Below are 17,061 nucleotides of genomic sequence, written 5' to 3'. Positions count from 1 at the left end.
TCCAGAGTGAGCGGTAGGTCGTGCTGACGGTGGCGTTGTGCTGCTCGCTGTTTTCCACTCATAAGCATAAGCGAAATAACATTATCATTTAGACGTCTAAGCGTCTTGATTGCCAAATATTAACATCGTGTTATAGTGGCTTCAACAACAGCATCACAGACGGTACAAAAAGAATGAGCAATAAGCCACTGATTCCTGAGAGTAAACTTCCTTCACTGGGCACCACGATCTTTACCCAAATGAGCGCTCTGGCCCAGCAGCATCAGGCGATTAACCTGTCGCAGGGGTTCCCGGATTTCGATGGTCCGCGCTATCTGCAGGAGCGTCTGGCGCATCACGTGGCGCAGGGGGCGAATCAGTACGCGCCGATGACCGGCGTGGCCGCGCTACGCGACGCCATCGTCGATAAAACGGAAGAGCTGTACGGCTACCGTCCCGATGCCAACAGCGACGTGACCGTTACCGCCGGCGCGACGGAAGCGCTCTATGCGGCGATTACCGCGCTGGTACGTTCCGGCGACGAAGTCATTTGCTTTGACCCTAGCTATGATAGCTACGCCCCGGCGATTGAGCTGTCGGGCGGCGTGCTGAAGCGCATTGCTCTCCAGCCGCCGCATTTTCGCGTTGACTGGCAGCAGTTCGCCGCGAGCCTCAGCGACAAAACCCGGCTGGTTATCCTCAATACGCCGCACAACCCGTCAGCGACGGTATGGCAGCGGGAAGATTTTGCCGCGCTGTGGCAGGCGATTGCCGATCGTGAAATCTATGTGCTGAGCGATGAGGTTTACGAACATATCTGCTTTGCCGCCGAAGGGCATGCCAGCGTGCTGGCGCATCCGCAGCTGCGCGAGCGGGCGGTGGCGGTCTCTTCGTTTGGCAAGACCTTTCATATGACCGGCTGGAAGGTGGGCTACTGCGTGGCGCCTGCCGCCATTAGCGCCGAGCTGCGTAAAGTGCATCAGTATCTGACTTTTGCCGTCAATACGCCCGCTCAGCTGGCGATTGCCGATATGCTGCGCAGCGAGCCAGAGCACTATCGCCAGCTGCCGGCGTTTTACCGCGAGCGGCGGGACCTGTTTATTGATGCGCTGCGCGCCAGCCGTCTGGAAATTTTGCCCTGCGAAGGGACCTACTTCCTGCTGGCGGACTACAGCGCGGTCTCCGATCTGGATGATGTCAACTTCTGCCGCTGGCTCACCACCGAGATCGGCGTTGCGGCGATCCCGCTGTCGGTGTTCTGCGCCGATCCGTTCCCGCATAAGCTGATACGCCTGTGCTTCGCCAAACAGCCAGCCACGCTGCTGGCTGCGGCGGAACGACTGTGTCGTCTGTAGTTATTTAACGGTCCACGCCTGAGAAAATTGACGGTCGCCGAACATCTCCACCAGGCCGTTGATTTGCTTCAGGCGCAATACTTCGTCTGAGTCCATCCCTAACTCTTTGCCGATTTTCTCGTCACACCAGCCGAGATGCGCCAGCTCCTGGACGATTTCCGACATCGCATGAATCTGATGACGTCCGCGCGCCCGGTTGTGGCGGATGGTGGCGGCCATCAGAGAATCACGCCCGGGGCTGCTCTTTTCCAGGCAGGTGACGGGAAGGTAGCCTTTCAGCCGTTTTTTCAGCGCCGCTCTGCCGCTCGCCAGCTCATGACGGTGAAAACCGTCGATAATGGAATAGCGCTCCTGATCCTGTTTCACTACCACAATGGGCTGCGTGAAGCCGTCCGTTTCCAGCGAGGTGAACAGCAGGCGTTTTTCCGGTGGAGCAAGGTTATTTGGGTTGTAATCATTAGGCAAAACGGCGTCCTGTTTTACCCACAATACGCAGTCAACCGGTTGTGATTTGAAGGGGCTATATTCATGCAGAATCTGGCGAAAGGCGTTAAGCGCAGTAATCTTTTCCTCTTCATCTTCCAGCGATTGTAGATAGCGTTCGAGATCCTGGATTAATTGTCGTTGCATAGTATTCCCCATTGCTGGCGCTTTTTATTCATCCGTTCGCGATAGCGTTTATATTGCGTCGCTTTGGTCGGGCTGAAAGAGAGCTGGCGGCACCAGTAATCATTGTTCAACAGAACCTTACAGATGCGCCGCCAGGACGGGACGTCTTTCGAGCCAATATCCGCCGGTTGCGTGTCCGGAATATCCATCATTCCCTTTTTTTGGTACCAGTGAAGATAGACGGCGATTTTATTGCGGTAATGTTCCGCCGTTTTCTCCGGCATGCTGTCGAGTAAAAACAGGGCGAAGCTTTTCCAGGTATGATGCGCGGGTTTATCCAGCTTACGATGGCCATAGAACTGATTATCGTGACCGGCGTAGACCCCGCCGCAGTGGACGCCGCTGACGCGCTGGCACATGGCGGCCCAGCGTTCAGGCTCCAGCACATGGTAGAGCCACAGCCCCTGGCGCTGCTCCGGGCCAAAGGGTTCGCAGATACGCATATAGCGCAGCGGAACGCCCGCCTGATACATCAGGTTATAGAGCGGGTTGTAGGAAAGGCCGCTTTTACCGAACCAGGTCCAGATATCGGCGGTTTTCCAGTCGTAGATAGGGTAGATGTACCACGCGTGTCCGCCCGGCGCGGAGGTGGTCCAGGGTTTATCGTCGGCGAAGCGAAGCTTGCGCTGCGAGGAGATGGTGATAAACCGATTTAACGATTCATCGGCGCGGATGCCGATCATTATCGCCGCGGGACGATTTCGCGAAAACCAATCGGCAAATTCGCGAACGAACGTTTCAAAACTCATGCCCGATTGATAAAACGGGAAAAAGCCGGGATCGGTAATCGCGTCCTTTGGCGGTTGGCGCACCCAGCGCGCGCCGGGTTCCCAGCACTGCCATTCGGGATGATATTGGGTCAGAGAGTTCTGCGTGGTGAGAGGCAACGCGACCCAGAAAAATTGCTCAATAACGTCGCGATACTCTGCGCGCATCTTTTCACAATGCGCAATGGTGCAGGAGAACTGCGCTTCCCAGTCGACAAACAGGACGCAAATCTTTTTGCCTGTACGGCGGGCCTGCTGCGCCGTGAGATGCAGCATGGTTGTAGAATCTTTACCGCCAGAAAAAGAGACGCAAATACGGGAGAAGTTTTCCATTACCCATTCTATTCGCTGCTGACTGGCCTGCAGAACGGACTCGGGTAATGGAAGTTTTATAAAAGACACAGCCATTATTCCTTTAATTCTTAAAGATACTGTGTACTTATATCATATTTATTTCTTAATCAAGCGATTAGTTATCATTCATCAATTAAATCAAATGGCTTAAATTATTCAATAATATTATTCTTTTCGCACTCGTCGATAAAGTTTGCAAAGTTCGGGTCGTCAAGGTTTACCCGATTGTAAATCATATAAATAGCGATGGAGGGGATCTTAAATGGCGCCTCTATAATTTTAAATTTATTATGGAAACTGATGTGCTCTAAAATACAGGTAGGCACAAAACCAATAATATCAGTTTGCTGAATAACATTAAGGATAGCGGTGTATGAGTCGCTACTGAAAGAAATTTTTCTATCAGAAAGTATGCCGGCAGCCTGGCTTTGAAAAGACTTCGTTCCCTGATCGTTACAAATATAATAAGTAAAGCGCTCCTGCAGTATGGCTTTCGTCGTTGTTAGCAATGCCAGCCGTGGATGATTTTCGCTACAAACCAGTGAAATGTCCAGCTCCTGGATACGTTTACACACCGTGGCTCGCGATGACAGGGGGGTGGTGCTGAATATCAGGTCGGCTTTACGGTAGGCCAGCAGGCTTTCTACCGACTCTCCTGACGCCAGCAGGTCATGATGTTCAACGTGAAGGTTTGAATCATCTAATAACATATGGATCAGGCTGGTTGTTTTAGGGGTAATAAAAAGCTGCGGCGCATAAACAACCAGACGTTTCTTTAATTCAGAACGATTGGTGAGATAAATAGTTTGTTCTAATTGATTAAGATTTTTTTCAAGATGATGGTGGAGATTAACCCCGACGGTGGTAGGCGTAATTCCTTTACCTGAACGAACGAATAGCGGGTCATTCAGCTGGGTGCGTAGCCGCTGTAGCGACTGACTGACGGCAGAAGGCGTAATGAATAGCGTTTCCGCCGCTTTACTGATGCTCAAATGCTGGTAAATGCATTCGAAAATAACGAGTAGGTTCAGATCAAATTTCTTGAGATCGTAAAGATTAGCCATTATCAACGTCCTGTTAAGCTGGCGGTATGGAAAATAGGTGACTATATGTCTGTATTATATTCATTGTGTGAATATTTGTTTCTTATTATTTAATGCAGGCGCTGTTATTAAGTTTATCTAAATATATACCAGCGTTGCGCATTCTACCAGATCCTTTTGTGTACCGCTGAAGGCAGGGGAGGAGGTCATTTATAAATACTTATCTTGCCCCGCTTATCATCTGTAGTTTTTCTTTAAGGGGAAGCCCGAACGCTTGTTGAAGTCTATTGGGTTATTCATATTATAAATTACTGATCCGCGTGTGGCACTGAGGGTGTTCATCAACCGCGGGCGGTAATTAAATATTTTTATTCTCCGGCTTTCGCTGGTCCTGCGGGCAAGTATGGCAATTGGAAGAGCGGCAGTGGTGACCGTCTGCATCGCGCTAACGCGGGAAACATGTCAGAAAGAACGGGCGTTTCGACATGATGATGCCCGGTGAAAACACCGGGAAAAGTAGGGCTAGCGGTAAAACCTATTACAGCCATAGGTAAGACCTGCCGCCGCGCGGATTGCCCTTTCGTTCAGCGGGTGATGTAATCCCTTAGCTGTTACATTAAGGTGTAGAGCGCAACACACTGCCAGCTACTGGCGCTGAACCTACCTGCGGGTGTTTCAGGTAACGGGGCCGCCTGCTAGGGCGGCCTTTTTACTTTTCAGCGCATATAATGCGAAACGCGGTAGAAGATTGCCATCGCGTTGACAGGTTCACAAAGTTGTCTTGTTCCGGTTGTTAGATAACGCTTATTGATTCGATAATGCAAACGCATTGGTCGAGTCAGGAAAAATTCGTTAACTTAGACCTCAACGAAAACACGGAGGAAGTATAGATGTCCTTAATTAATACCAAAATCAAACCTTTCAAAAACCAGGCGTTCAAAAACGGTGAATTCATCGAAGTTACCGAGAAAGATACTGAAGGCCGCTGGAGCGTCTTCTTCTTCTACCCGGCTGACTTCACCTTCGTTTGCCCGACCGAACTGGGCGATGTGGCAGACCACTACGAAGAACTGCAGAAGCTGGGCGTAGACGTTTACTCCGTCTCTACCGACACTCACTTCACCCACAAAGCGTGGCACAGCAGCTCTGAAACCATCGCGAAAATCAAATACGCGATGATCGGCGACCCGACTGGCGCCCTGACCCGTAACTTCGACAACATGCGTGAAGATGAAGGCCTGGCAGATCGTGCCACCTTCGTTGTTGACCCGCAGGGTATCATCCAGGCTATCGAAGTTACCGCTGAAGGTATCGGCCGCGACGCGTCTGACCTGCTGCGTAAAATCAAAGCAGCTCAGTACGTAGCTTCTCACCCAGGCGAAGTGTGCCCGGCTAAATGGAAAGAAGGTGAAGCGACTCTGGCTCCGTCTCTGGACCTGGTCGGCAAAATCTAAATTTCCGTCTCCTTTCACGCAATTGCTGCGTTGGCGTCGCCTGCTCACCCCGGTCACTTACTGAGGTAAGCTTCCGGGGATTCTCAGGCTAGCCGCCTTGCTCTTGCGCGAAATGCTTAGGAAATTGCGTAGTAATATCTGGGCGCATCTGCGCCCGTTTTATTCCAACACCATGATGCAAGCGTATTCAGGCTGCCTGAACGAGGCCGCTTGCATGATGATGTTTTAAGCCCAGGAGATAAAAATGCTCGACACCAACATGAAAACCCAGCTCAAGGCTTATCTTGAGAAGCTGACCAAACCTGTTGAGCTGATTGCCACGCTGGATGACGGCGCTAAATCGGCAGAAATCAGGGAACTGCTGGCTGAAATTGCTGAACTGTCAGATAAAGTCACCTTTAAAGAAGATAACGGCCTGGCGGTGCGTAAGCCGTCATTCCTGATTACCAATCCCGGCTCCAGCCAGGGGCCGCGCTTTGCCGGCTCTCCGCTGGGACATGAATTCACCTCTTTAGTTCTGGCTCTGCTGTGGACCGGCGGTCATCCGTCAAAAGAAGCGCAGACCCTGCTGGAGCAGATCCGCAATATCGACGGTGATTTTGAATTCGAAACCTACTATTCGCTTTCATGCCATAACTGCCCGGATGTGGTTCAGGCGCTGAACCTGATGGCGGTACTGAACCCGCGCATCAAGCACACGGCGATTGACGGCGGAACGTATCAGAATGAAATCACCGAACGCAACGTGATGGGCGTACCGGCGGTATTTATGAACGGTAAGGAATTTGGTCAGGGTCGCATGACGCTGACGGAAATCGTTGCCAAAGTGGATACCGGCGCGGAAAAACGCGCGGCGGAAGAGCTGAATAAACGTGAAGCCTATGATGTCTTAATCGTTGGCTCCGGCCCGTCCGGCGCAGCGGCAGCCGTTTACTCCGCGCGTAAAGGCATTCGTACCGGCCTGATGGGTGAACGCTTTGGCGGCCAGGTGCTGGATACCGTTGATATTGAAAACTATATTTCCGTACCCAAAACGGAAGGCCAGAAACTGGCTGGCGCATTAAAAGCGCACGTCAGCGAATACGATGTTGATGTGATCGATTCTCAGAGCGCCTCCAGACTGATCCCGGCGACGGTTGAAGGCGGCCTGCATCAGGTTGAGACCGCCTCCGGCGCGGTGCTGAAAGCGCGTAGCGTTATCATTGCCACCGGCGCGAAATGGCGTAACATGAACGTGCCGGGTGAGGATCAGTATCGTACCAAGGGCGTGACCTACTGCCCGCACTGCGACGGCCCGCTGTTTAAAGGCAAGCGCGTGGCGGTTATCGGCGGCGGTAACTCCGGTGTGGAAGCGGCAATCGATCTGGCTGGCGTAGTTGAACATGTTACTCTGCTGGAGTTCGCGCCGGAAATGAAGGCCGACCAGGTTCTGCAGGATAAAGTCCGCAGCCTGAAAAACGTCGATATCATTCTCAACGCGCAGACCACGGAAGTGGTGGGCGACGGTAGCAAAGTCACTGGCCTGCAGTACCGCGACCGCGTGAGCGGCGATGAGCATCACGTGGCGCTGTCGGGGATCTTCGTGCAGATCGGTCTGCTGCCGAATACCAACTGGCTGGAAGGCGCGATTGAGCGCAACCGCATGGGTGAAATCATCATTGATGCGAAATGTGAAACCAACGTGAAGGGCGTTTTCGCTGCCGGCGACTGCACGACCGTTCCGTACAAACAGATTATTATCGCCACCGGCGAAGGTGCGAAGGCGTCCTTGAGCTCGTTCGATTACCTGATTCGCACTAAGACTGCATAATTCATAATAAAGTAAGACCAAACCTGCACAGCAAAGAGGCTACCCTGGGGTAGCCTCTTTTTTTACCTTACTGCCGCTACCTGACCACCATCACCGGAATATGCGCATGGCGAATCACGCTCGAGGCGTTGGAACCCAGCAGATGGGTGCTGATTGAAGGGTTGCGGGAGCCTATCACCACCACATCGGCTTTAATTTCATTGGCCAGTTCATTGACCATATCGCGCACGTTGCCAAAGCGGACGTGCATTTTGATTCGCGACGGGTCAATGCTGAAATGGCCGGCCATCGTTTTCAGGCGCGTTTCTGCTTCATGCTGCAAATGCTCTTCAAAGCGGCGCAGATCGGCGGTAAAACGACTCATCGTGAAGCTTGATGAACCGGGCAGTACGTGGAGAAGATGGATAACCCCGTCCTGCTGGGCTAAAAACTCCGCATGGCGAACGGCTTTATCGCTTAACTCCATTTCAAAGACATCAACGGGCATAATGATGGTTTTATACATATGCATTCCTCCTTGTTCGTCTGCTTTTATATCAACACATTATAGGAAAGTATTGTGCCATTCAGGTCGCAAAATTGTCAGAACGGTACGAGGGCGGCGTAAAAGTTTGTCAAAAGAGAGGAGAAGAGCGAAAGATGCAGAAAGAGGATGCAGTCACATCCTCTGGATAAAGCGCGAAACGCTTCAGGCAGCGGGGAGATTAACGGTGGAAATCGCCAGCGGCCTCCGGCTGATACAGCAATTCCAGCACTTCAAGGTGCGTTGAGGTGCCGCCCGGTAATTCCCAGTGAATGGTGCTGCCGACTTTGAGGCCCAGCAGGGCTGCGCCAACCGGCGCCATCACCGAAAGCTGGGTGGCGCTATCCGTGACCTGCGCCGGGAAAACCAGCGTGCGGATGCGCTCTTCACCGGTGGTTAAATCGCGAAATCTGACCTGGCTATTCATGCTGACAACATCATGCGGCATGGCTTCCGGGGCCAGCATCTGCGCGCGGTCGAGCTCGTCATTCAGCGCGTCCGCTACCGGTGAGTTGGCGAAAGCCGGTTGTTCCAGCAGCCTGTCGATGCGTTCTGCATCCAGTTCATTAATGATAATTGCGGGTCTGGTCATCTCATACTCCATGTTATCCAGGAACCTGTCCGTAAAAGAAAACCCTCACCGAAAATGGCAAGGGTTAATGTCCTCTCATCATACTGAGACTTGCTGGTGGTTTGAAGTGATTAAACGCACATTCATCAACGAACCATAGCGAAGTTGTATGAAATCTAGCCGGCTTTATCCAGCAGAAATTGCTTACCGCAGTTCCCCGGATGGGGTTGGGGTAAGAATGAATCAGCGGAGAGAGGGGCATTAATGGCCGCGGCTTTGATGGAGATTTGCATCTCAGTCAGATAGGCTGGGTTGCCGTTGCAGGTTAACTTGAAAGCCCTGACGTTCTGTTTTCCATAGGCTTCAGCAACCGCGGCGTTGAAGTCATCCCGGCTAACGGTTTGCCCATAGTGCCTGGCCAGGAAGGCGCCCAGATGGCTCTGTTTGATCTCGCCGTTCAGGCGCACCATGGTGCCGAAATAGTTGTCAGGATCGAAACCAAAGCAAACGCCATGCTTGGCGTATTCATAACGTTCGAGACATGAGTTACCGCCCGAACCCGGCATCACGCCGTTAAGCTTATTGGCCATTTCCAGCGAGAGCCCGGTTTCAGCCGCCCGACATTTTTGCCCGGCTTTTGCTTCCGGCATATTGGGAACAGGGCGGGTCGCACAGCCAAAGCGCATCCAGCGGCGCTCGTCCACCCCGCGCGCGGCAATAGATTTTGGCAGGCTCGGCCACAGGCCGTGAACGGTGAGAAAATCGGCTTTATTGCTGAGTTCCTGCTGCAGGCGGCACTCTTCCGGTTCGCTGCGGTTGCGGTCTTGCATACTTTGGCAGAACCCCGTTTGCCAGGAGAGAGCCAGCACGTAGCGGTCAAAATCACCGTATTGTGTGGCGATCAGCGGATCTGCGCTGACCTGGGCGGCGCTGAGCAAAAGGGCAATGGCAACGAAATCCTTCCTGAACATTTTTATTCCTGATGACAAATGGTCATTGATAACATTGAGTTATTAAAGCATAAAAAAGGCGCCAACAGGCGCCTTTTCACACGGTTTCAGCGTTAGCGGATTGCGCTGCCGGGAACCAGAACTTCGGTGGCGATAATCACCACTAACAAACCAACCAGCACCGGGACAGAGGTCCGTTTCACCACTTCGAACGGCGAAATTTTTGCCATCCCGGCCACGGCGACCACCACGCCGGAGACCGGAGAAATGGTTCGGCCAAGGTTAGATGCCTGCAGCATCGGGATCGAGAGATAAGCCGGATTGATGCCGGAAGAGTGCGCCAGCTTCGGGATCATCTCAACGAAAGCATAGAAGGGGGCGTTACCGGAACCGGTGGTCATCGCCGCCAGCATGGTCAGAATGACCAGCACCAGCATCAGAATGATACTGGCGGAGCCGAACGACGTGGCGATAGAGATCAGACCGTTAATAAAGCCAATGGTACTCAGCCCCTGAGCAAAGACGCCGGCGGCCACCAGCAGCATCACCACACCGGCAAACGCGTCAGCCATGCCGCGATACGCCGCTTCCAGGCCATTGAACACATTTTTAGTGTTAAAGCCGCGGCAGAATTCCAGAACCGCCGCCAGCAGCATGCAGAGCACAAGAATGGTGATGATGTGCAGCTCCGGGCCCCATTTGCCGTCGAAAATCAGTACGCCGATTATCGGCGTAAACGGCAGAATGGCGTAGAAAGCGGGGGCGGTCGTGGTTATCTCGTTTACATCGAGCATTTCATGGGCGACGTTTTCTTTTTTATCCAGGTAGCGCTGCCAGAAAAAGTGAGCGATCGCCATGCTGATAATGGCCACAATAGAAATGGGCAGCGTGGTTTTAAAGGCAAAGTCAATCAGCGGCATTTCGGCGGCTTTGGCGGCCAGCACGACATCCCCGGAAGTGGGGGAGAGAATAATCGCCGCCGGAGAAGCGCAGATAGCGGCGGCAGCGCCGCGGCTGATGCCCACGTTGACCATCACCGGGAACAGTGTCGCCATCAGCAGTACTCCCAGACCGGTAGCGGAGGAGACGGCCAGCGACATCAGGCAGGCAACGAAATAAGCGGCGATCATCAGTAGATAGGGGGAGTTAATGAAGCGCAGCGGTTTTGACGCCAGCTTCACCACCATGTCATTGGCGCCGATGTGCGTCATATAAGTCGCGAAACCGCAGAGCATCATGATCATCATGCCGAGGTCGCCGCCGCGGCTCATCAGCAGTATCTTAATATATTCAACAATATCGGTTGCAGAATAACCGGTGCTCTTTGCGTCGCCTGGTAAAACCTTATGCCCCATCAGCGCGCTGGCGATGAGTAATACTAAGCCACCGACGAACAGCACGCCGGTGGCGGAATAGCCTTTAATGATATAGCGGGCGACGCCCACAATGACCACAATCCCAATCAGGATCTCTACTAGCGTAAGCATTCTTTTACCCCTAAACCATTAACCCAAAGAATCTACTAATAAATGAAGCGAAGAAAAAATTTAGTGAGGGAATGTGCCTAAAAAACGGGCAAAACTCGCTGACGCAAATCAATAAATCGATGAGAATCCCTGTCAGGCAGTAACATGCCCGCCCGGTCAAAGCCTGGACGCGAGAGATTTTCAGATTTTTTGCACCGGATAAATCAAGAGTTTGCCTAATACCGTTAAGGTAGTATTAAGATTATCTTTGTTATCTTACTCCGCTTTAAAAATGATACTGGTAAGAGAAAAGTGTAATGCGACGTCGATTTATAGGGTTGTTTCTGGGATGCCTGGGCCTGCTGCTATCATCCACCTCCGCTAATGCTTCGTTTAGTTCGACGCTTCGCGACGGCTACAATACGCTGAGCGATAACGTCGCGCAGACCTGGAGTGAGCCTGAGCACTATGATCTTTATATCCCCGCGGTGACCTGGCACGCCCGTTTCGCCTATGACAAAGAGAAAACGGACCGCTACAACGAACGTCCCTGGGGCGCCGGCTTCGGCGTCTCGCGCTGGGATGATAAAGGGAACTGGCATGGCATCTATTTGATGGCCTTTAAAGACTCTTATAATAAGTGGGAGCCTATCGGCGGCTATGGCTGGGAGAAAACCTGGCGTCCCTTAGCAGACGATAATTTCCATCTGGGTTTAGGCTATACGCTTGGCGTGACGGCGCGCGATAACTGGAACTACATCCCGATTCCGGTCGTGCTGCCTCTGGCTTCTATCGGTTACGGCCCGGCCACGTTCCAGATGACCTATATCCCGGGCACCTATAACAACGGAAACGTTTACTTTGCCTGGGCGCGCATTCAGTTTTGATGCGATTTTTTATAGCAATAAAAGAGATAAGCGGACTGTCTTGTTGAAAAACAATGACTAACGTGAGCCCGGTGCAAAAAGATAGAGACTTTTATCACTTTTTAGCAAAGTTGCGCTGGACAAAAGGTACCACAATTGGTGTACTGATACCCGACACAGTATTAGTGTCGATTTTTTCATATAAAGGTAATTTTGATGTCTAAGATTAAAGGTAACGTTAAGTGGTTTAATGAGTCCAAAGGATTCGGTTTCATTACTCCGGAAGATGGCAGCAAAGATGTATTCGTACATTTCTCTGCAATCCAGTCCAACGGTTTCAAAACTCTGGCTGAAGGTCAGCGCGTAGAGTTCGAAATCACTAACGGTGCCAAAGGCCCTTCTGCTGCAAACGTAATGCCTATCTAAGCAACGCGTCAGTAGAATATAAAAACCCGCTCATGGCGGGTTTTTTTTTGCCTGCGGTCAGGGGCTAGCGGCTGGCCGCATGTGAAAACAGCCAGAACGCGGCGGCCGTCATGGCAAATGAGCCTAACAAGTTGACCAGTACGTTGAGTAACGCCCAGCTAAAGCGCCCCTGCTGGAGTAGAAACACCACTTCGGCGGAAAACGTGGAGAAGGTGGTCAGCCCGCCGCAAAAGCCGGTGGTGATAAGCAGCTTCCACATAGGATCGATATCCGTCAGGCGGTTAAACCATGCCAGCCCTGCGCCGATAATAAAAGCGCCCAGCAGGTTAGCGGTGAGCGTACCAATGGGGATAGCATGATGCATAGGGTTAAACTTCATACCCAGCCACCAGCGCAAAACGCTGCCGGTGCCGCCGCCAAGAAACACAGCCAAAAGGAGTTGCAACACGGTCATTCCCTGTTTATTGATCGAGACTAAACTTCGAGTGTAGCGCGCGAAAGACCTCACTGGCTATGACTAACCTGACGGGAGAGAAAAGATGCTTGTTGCTGCCGGACAATTTGCCGTAACGCCGGACTGGACGGAAAACGCGCAGACCTGCGTGAGCATGATGCGTCAGGCCGCGGAGCGGGGGGCTGCGCTTCTGGTTCTCCCGGAAGCGCTGCTGGCGCGAGACGATAGCGATGCGGACTTATCGGTTAAATCCGCCCAGCGCCTTGATGGCGGCTTTCTACGGCTCTTGCTGGCAGAGAGCGAAAACAGCGCGTTGACGACGGTGCTGACCCTGCATATTCCTTCCGGCGAAGGACGGGCAGCGAATACGCTGGTGGCGCTACGTCAGGGCAGGATTATTGCGCAATATCAGAAACTGCATCTATATGATGCTTTCAATATCCAGGAGTCCCGGCTGGTCGATGCCGGGCGGCAGATTCCGCCGCTTATCGAGGTGGATGGGATGCGCGTCGGGCTGATGACCTGCTACGATTTACGTTTCCCTGAGCTGGCGCTGTCGTTAGCGCTCAGCGGTGCGCAGCTCATCGTGTTGCCCGCCGCGTGGGTAAAAGGGCCGCTGAAGGAGCACCACTGGGCGACGCTATTGGCGGCGCGGGCCCTGGATACTACCTGTTATATTGTCGCCGCCGGGGAGTGCGGGACGCGTAATATCGGCCAGAGTCGTATTGTCGATCCCTTAGGAACAACGCTTGCCGGGGCAGGAGAGCGGCCGCAGTTGATTTTTGCCGAACTTTCAGCTGATTATATTCAGCAGGTACGCGAGCGTCTGCCGGTGTTGCAGAATCGCCGCTTTGCGCCACCGCAATTATTATGACGTTTTTTTAAACAAGGCTTGATTCACCTTGTTACAGATTGCTATTGTGTCCGCGCGTCAAATAGCCGTTAATTGTATGCGTGTATGATGGCGTATTCGCAGCTTGTATTAGAGAAGAAGGTTAGCTATGGGTGAGATTAGTATTACCAAACTGCTGGTAGTCGCAGCGCTGATTATCCTGGTGTTTGGTACCAAAAAGTTACGCACGCTGGGTGGAGACCTGGGCTCGGCTATCAAAGGCTTTAAAAAAGCCATGAACGATGACGATGACAGTGCGAAAAAGACCAGTGCTGAAGAAGCGCCGGCACAGAAGCTCTCTCATAAAGAGTAATTCGCGACGAGTTTCCTGAACGAGGGGGCTCGCTACCGGCGGGGATAAACCGCGTCGGCAAAGAGGCTGCAGCGATAGCGCTGCGGCCTCTTTTGTTATTTGCACTGGGTTTTGACGAAAAAGATGCAACCAACTGTTACCGGAGTGGGATTTTTAGCGGGTAACGAAACGCATCGGCAGAACGGACCGCTGCGCTAAAAATATCACGCCGCGGTCGAGGCAGAGATTACTTCACTTCCATGCCTTTGGCCTGTAGATCGGCATGATAGGAGGAACGAACGAACGGCCCGCAGGCAGCATGGGTAAAGCCCATGGCCATCGCTTCGGCTTTCATCTCTTCGAACTCATCCGGGCTGACGTAGCGCTGTACCGGCAGGTGGTGGCGGCTCGGCTGTAAATACTGGCCTAACGTCAGCATGGTGACGCCGTGGCGGCGCAGATCGCGCATCACTTCTACGATTTCAGCATTGGTTTCGCCTAAACCCACCATCAGGCCCGATTTCGTCGGGATCTCCGGGTGGGCTTCTTTAAAACGTTCCAGCAGCTTCAGGGACCAGTTGTAGTCGGCCCCCGGGCGGACCTGGCGATACAGGCGCGGCACGTTTTCCAGGTTATGGTTAAACACGTCCGGCGGCGTCGCCTGAAGGATTTCCAGCGCACGATCCATACGGCCGCGGAAGTCCGGCACCAGGGTTTCAATTTTAATCGTCGGGCTTTTTTCGCGAATCGCGCTGATGCAGTCGGCAAAGTGCTGAGCGCCGCCATCGCGCAGATCGTCGCGATCCACGGAAGTCACCACCACATAGCGCAGCGCCATATCGGCGATGGTTTGCGCCAGCTTTTGCGGTTCGTTGGCGTCCGGCGTCACCGGGCGACCGTGGGCAACATCGCAGAACGGGCAACGACGGGTACAGATGGCGCCCAGGATCATAAAGGTTGCCGTTCCGTGGTTAAAACATTCCGCGAGGTTAGGGCAAGAGGCTTCTTCGCACACGGAGTGCAGGCCGTTCTTACGCATCGCTGCCTTGATCCCCTGGATACGGGACGAGTCAGCCGGAAGTTTGATTTTCATCCATTCCGGTTTTCTGAGCAGAGCTTCACGCTCAGTTGCCACGTTTTTCACCGGGATAAGGGCCATTTTATCGGCATCGCGGTATTTTACACCGCGTTCCATCACAATGGGTTTACTCATAGCGTGCGTGTTCCAGTTGCGAGTGACGAAGGAAAGCGAATCAATTCAAGTAAATGTTGCATTTATCAACTATTTTTGAATTAAACGCAGGCAGTATATCATTGATACGGGGCATAAAGCAGCCTGCTGGCCGGGCAAATTGTAAAATAGTTGTTGTTTTATGCTTTTCCCTCTCGTGCCTTATCGGCTAAAAAGCCTGACGAATCGTCTCTACGATCTCTTTCAGCAAGGGCTCCTGCGCGCTGAGCTTGTTATAGTGCAGCGCAATATCAATTTTTTCTTCCCGCAGCGGCGGGAAATCGAGCATCTTTAAGGGCCAAATCTTCTCGACCAGGGAAAACATTCCGGAAGTGATTAGCCCCAGCATATCGCTGTCGTTGACCAGGGCTGCTTGAGTTAACAGATTGTAGCTGCTGAAACCATAGCGGCGTTCGCCGAGATGCTCCTCCAGGTGACGCAGGATTGTCGTATAGCGCTGGCCTTCGGGCTGCAGGAGAGCGAATTCATATTGGCTCAGGTTTGCTGAGTTTGCGGGGAGCGCGAGGACCGGATGCCCTGCCCGGCAGAAGATATGTACGCTATCCTGAAATAGCACATGGTGCGTAATCGCCTGCCCGCTGTGGGGGAAGCTATCGACCAGCAGGTCAACCTGACGCTGGTTTAACTGGCTGGCCGCGTCGGTAATGGCGACGTTGTGCAGCAAAATCTGGGGAAAGACGCTCCGCAGCTTTTTGGTGATAACCGGCATGATCAACGCGCCGATAGCCGGGGAGGTGGCAACGGTTATTACCCGTTCCCGCTGCGTATTGCCGGTTAAATCCAGGGCGTTGAGAAACGCCTCCATCCCCTGGCTGATATGCTTATGCAGATGCGTGGCGTAGGCCGTTGGCGTCACGCCCTGGCCCTTGCGAATAAAGAGCGGGTCAGGGAAGAGGGCACGCAGTTTGTTCAGGGACTGACTAATCGCCGACGGCGTGATATTCAGTATTTTTGCCGCGTTGACGATACCGTTATGGACGTAAACAGCTTCAAAAATAGTGAGTAAATTGAGGTCTATGTTGCGCAAAATGCGAAACATCTGCCGATCGTAGCGATCGTCAACTCGTTCGGTTGGTACGCTCTGAGCGTTATTTTCTTCCACTCTGTATTTCCGCTAGTGATGATTAGCACCATTATAGCGGCCACAATTATTTTATTAGTGATAATTGATTGCAAAAATAAAGGCTTAATCGCGCCTGAGGGATAAATGTGACGTCCCGCAGTAGCGGGACGTGATGGCTAGCGGCCTTGAAGATATTCCGCGGGTGGATCGTTGAGCAACGCCAGCAGATTGGCGGCCAGGCGTGGAGACACGGTCTCCGTACGGGCATCGGGCAGCCACTGGCGCATCTGGGTCATCTCCATTCCGGCATAACCGCAGGGGTTAATCCTCAGGAACGGTGACAGATCCATGTTGATATTCAGCGCCAGGCCGTGGAATGAGCAGCCTTTGCGAATGCGCAAGCCCAGGGAGCAGATTTTTCGATCGCCCACGTAGACGCCGGGGGCGTCGGCTCGCGGGTGCGATTCAATACCGTACTCCGCCAGGGTATTCACAACGGTTTGCTCTAACAGCGTAACCAGCTCACGTACGCCCAGCTTGCGCCGTTTCAGGTTCAGCAGAACGTACATCACCTGCTGTCCGGGACCATGATAGGTGACCTGTCCGCCGCGATCGCTCTGAATAACGGGGATCTCGCCGGGAACCAGAACATGTTCGGCCTTTCCGGCCTGACCCTGTGTGAACACCGGGTAATGCTCTACCAGCCAGATTTCATCCAGCGTGGCATCGTCGCGGGTGTCGGTAAATTCATGCATTGCCTGCGAGACAGGTTCGTAAGGTTGCAGGCCGAGCTGGCGGATGAGGATTTTATTGTGCTGCAAAACAACGTCTCCGCAGAGAGAGAATGATTTGAGTGGGGCAGTATATCACAGCGA

Annotated in this window: 18 protein-coding genes; 7 read left to right on the top strand and 11 right to left on the bottom strand. The window is 52.9% G+C overall.

Annotation, left to right across the window (positions count from 1 at the left end):
• Window positions 1-188 precede the first annotated feature (188 nt).
• Window positions 189-1,334, top strand: coding sequence for a pyridoxal phosphate-dependent aminotransferase (locus ABLU96_RS14085; RefSeq protein WP_163520840.1), 1,146 nt, complete (start codon window positions 189-191; stop codon window positions 1,332-1,334).
• Here ABLU96_RS14085 and ABLU96_RS14080 read toward each other — a convergent pair whose 3' ends face one another.
• The 3 genes from ABLU96_RS14080 to ABLU96_RS14070 all read right to left on the bottom strand — a co-directional run bounded on the left by ABLU96_RS14080 (window position 1,335) and on the right by ABLU96_RS14070 (window position 4,188).
• Window positions 1,335-1,964: a ParB/RepB/Spo0J family partition protein gene (locus ABLU96_RS14080; RefSeq protein WP_047724253.1), complete on the bottom strand. Its 630-nt coding sequence runs from the start codon at window positions 1,962-1,964 to the stop codon at window positions 1,335-1,337.
• Window positions 1,949-3,172 carry a DUF3440 domain-containing protein gene (locus tag ABLU96_RS14075; RefSeq protein WP_048261273.1) on the bottom strand — a complete coding sequence of 408 codons (1,224 nt, stop codon included), beginning with the start codon at window positions 3,170-3,172 and terminating at the stop codon, window positions 1,949-1,951. Before ABLU96_RS14075 ends, ABLU96_RS14080 begins: the two co-directional genes overlap by 16 nt.
• 104 nt (window positions 3,173-3,276) lie before the next feature.
• A complete protein-coding gene (locus ABLU96_RS14070) occupies window positions 3,277-4,188 on the bottom strand; it encodes a LysR family transcriptional regulator (protein WP_046876570.1) in 912 nt (303 codons plus the stop codon).
• 869 nt (window positions 4,189-5,057) lie between these two features.
• On the opposite strand from ABLU96_RS14070, the gene ahpC reads away from it, so the two are divergent.
• Both ahpC and ahpF read left to right on the top strand, forming a co-directional pair.
• Complete coding sequence (gene ahpC / locus ABLU96_RS14065; RefSeq protein ID WP_002894394.1) at window positions 5,058-5,621, top strand: alkyl hydroperoxide reductase subunit C; 564 nt, start codon at window positions 5,058-5,060, stop codon at window positions 5,619-5,621.
• 244 nt (window positions 5,622-5,865) lie between these two features.
• Window positions 5,866-7,431, top strand: a complete 1,566-nt coding sequence (ahpF, locus tag ABLU96_RS14060) for an alkyl hydroperoxide reductase subunit F (RefSeq protein ID WP_004848755.1) — start codon at window positions 5,866-5,868, stop codon at window positions 7,429-7,431.
• A 76-nt stretch (window positions 7,432-7,507) separates the two neighbouring features.
• Here ahpF and uspG read toward each other — a convergent pair whose 3' ends face one another.
• The 4 genes from uspG to dcuC form a co-directional block, all read right to left on the bottom strand.
• A complete protein-coding gene (uspG, locus tag ABLU96_RS14055) occupies window positions 7,508-7,936 on the bottom strand; it encodes a universal stress protein UspG (RefSeq protein WP_004100140.1) in 429 nt (142 codons plus the stop codon).
• A 199-nt stretch (window positions 7,937-8,135) separates the two neighbouring features.
• The gene (gene rnk, locus ABLU96_RS14050) at window positions 8,136-8,546 is read right to left on the bottom strand and encodes a nucleoside diphosphate kinase regulator (RefSeq protein ID WP_032748687.1); all 411 of its coding nucleotides are present in this window, start codon (window positions 8,544-8,546) and stop codon (window positions 8,136-8,138) included.
• A gap of 155 nt (window positions 8,547-8,701) precedes the next feature.
• On the bottom strand, window positions 8,702-9,496 hold the full coding sequence (gene rna, locus ABLU96_RS14045; RefSeq protein ID WP_025106404.1) for a ribonuclease I: 795 nt from the start codon (window positions 9,494-9,496) through the stop codon (window positions 8,702-8,704).
• A 92-nt stretch (window positions 9,497-9,588) separates the two neighbouring features.
• Window positions 9,589-10,962: an anaerobic C4-dicarboxylate transporter DcuC gene (dcuC, locus tag ABLU96_RS14040; RefSeq protein ID WP_014228392.1), complete on the bottom strand. Its 1,374-nt coding sequence runs from the start codon at window positions 10,960-10,962 to the stop codon at window positions 9,589-9,591.
• Between the two features lie 296 nt (window positions 10,963-11,258).
• On the opposite strand from dcuC, the gene pagP reads away from it, so the two are divergent.
• Together pagP and cspE are read left to right on the top strand one after the other, a co-directional pair.
• Window positions 11,259-11,828, top strand: coding sequence for a lipid IV(A) palmitoyltransferase PagP (gene pagP, locus ABLU96_RS14035; protein WP_049084006.1), 570 nt, complete (start codon window positions 11,259-11,261; stop codon window positions 11,826-11,828).
• Between the two features lie 195 nt (window positions 11,829-12,023).
• On the top strand, window positions 12,024-12,233 hold the full coding sequence (gene cspE, locus ABLU96_RS14030) for a transcription antiterminator/RNA stability regulator CspE (RefSeq protein ID WP_004100146.1): 210 nt from the start codon (window positions 12,024-12,026) through the stop codon (window positions 12,231-12,233).
• A 64-nt stretch (window positions 12,234-12,297) separates the two neighbouring features.
• Here cspE and crcB read toward each other — a convergent pair whose 3' ends face one another.
• A complete protein-coding gene (gene crcB / locus ABLU96_RS14025) occupies window positions 12,298-12,681 on the bottom strand; it encodes a fluoride efflux transporter CrcB (RefSeq protein ID WP_024358815.1) in 384 nt (127 codons plus the stop codon).
• 91 nt (window positions 12,682-12,772) lie between these two features.
• Here crcB and ABLU96_RS14020 point away from each other — a divergent pair, with 91 nt between their 5' ends.
• Together ABLU96_RS14020 and tatE are read left to right on the top strand one after the other, a co-directional pair.
• Window positions 12,773-13,561: a deaminated glutathione amidase gene (locus ABLU96_RS14020; RefSeq protein WP_048261236.1), complete on the top strand. Its 789-nt coding sequence runs from the start codon at window positions 12,773-12,775 to the stop codon at window positions 13,559-13,561.
• Window positions 13,562-13,688: 127 nt separating this feature from the next.
• Window positions 13,689-13,892, top strand: coding sequence for a twin-arginine translocase subunit TatE (tatE, locus tag ABLU96_RS14015; protein WP_004130411.1), 204 nt, complete (start codon window positions 13,689-13,691; stop codon window positions 13,890-13,892).
• A 226-nt stretch (window positions 13,893-14,118) separates the two neighbouring features.
• On the opposite strand, the gene lipA is transcribed toward tatE, so the two are convergent.
• The 3 genes from lipA to lipB form a co-directional block, all read right to left on the bottom strand.
• A complete protein-coding gene (gene lipA, locus ABLU96_RS14010) occupies window positions 14,119-15,084 on the bottom strand; it encodes a lipoyl synthase (RefSeq protein WP_004848774.1) in 966 nt (321 codons plus the stop codon).
• A 187-nt stretch (window positions 15,085-15,271) separates the two neighbouring features.
• Window positions 15,272-16,225: a YbeF family transcriptional regulator gene (locus ABLU96_RS14005; RefSeq protein ID WP_046876568.1), complete on the bottom strand. Its 954-nt coding sequence runs from the start codon at window positions 16,223-16,225 to the stop codon at window positions 15,272-15,274.
• A 137-nt stretch (window positions 16,226-16,362) separates the two neighbouring features.
• Entirely contained in the window at window positions 16,363-17,007 is a 645-nt protein-coding gene (lipB, locus tag ABLU96_RS14000; RefSeq protein WP_014228397.1) for a lipoyl(octanoyl) transferase LipB, read from the bottom strand.
• Window positions 17,008-17,061 lie beyond the last annotated feature (54 nt).

This window comes from Klebsiella sp. CN_Kp106, from assembly GCF_040064575.1.
Lineage (GTDB): Bacteria > Pseudomonadota > Gammaproteobacteria > Enterobacterales > Enterobacteriaceae > Klebsiella > Klebsiella michiganensis.
Note: the sequence above shows the minus strand (reverse complement) of the source record. Positions and strands in the feature narration are given on the sequence as shown.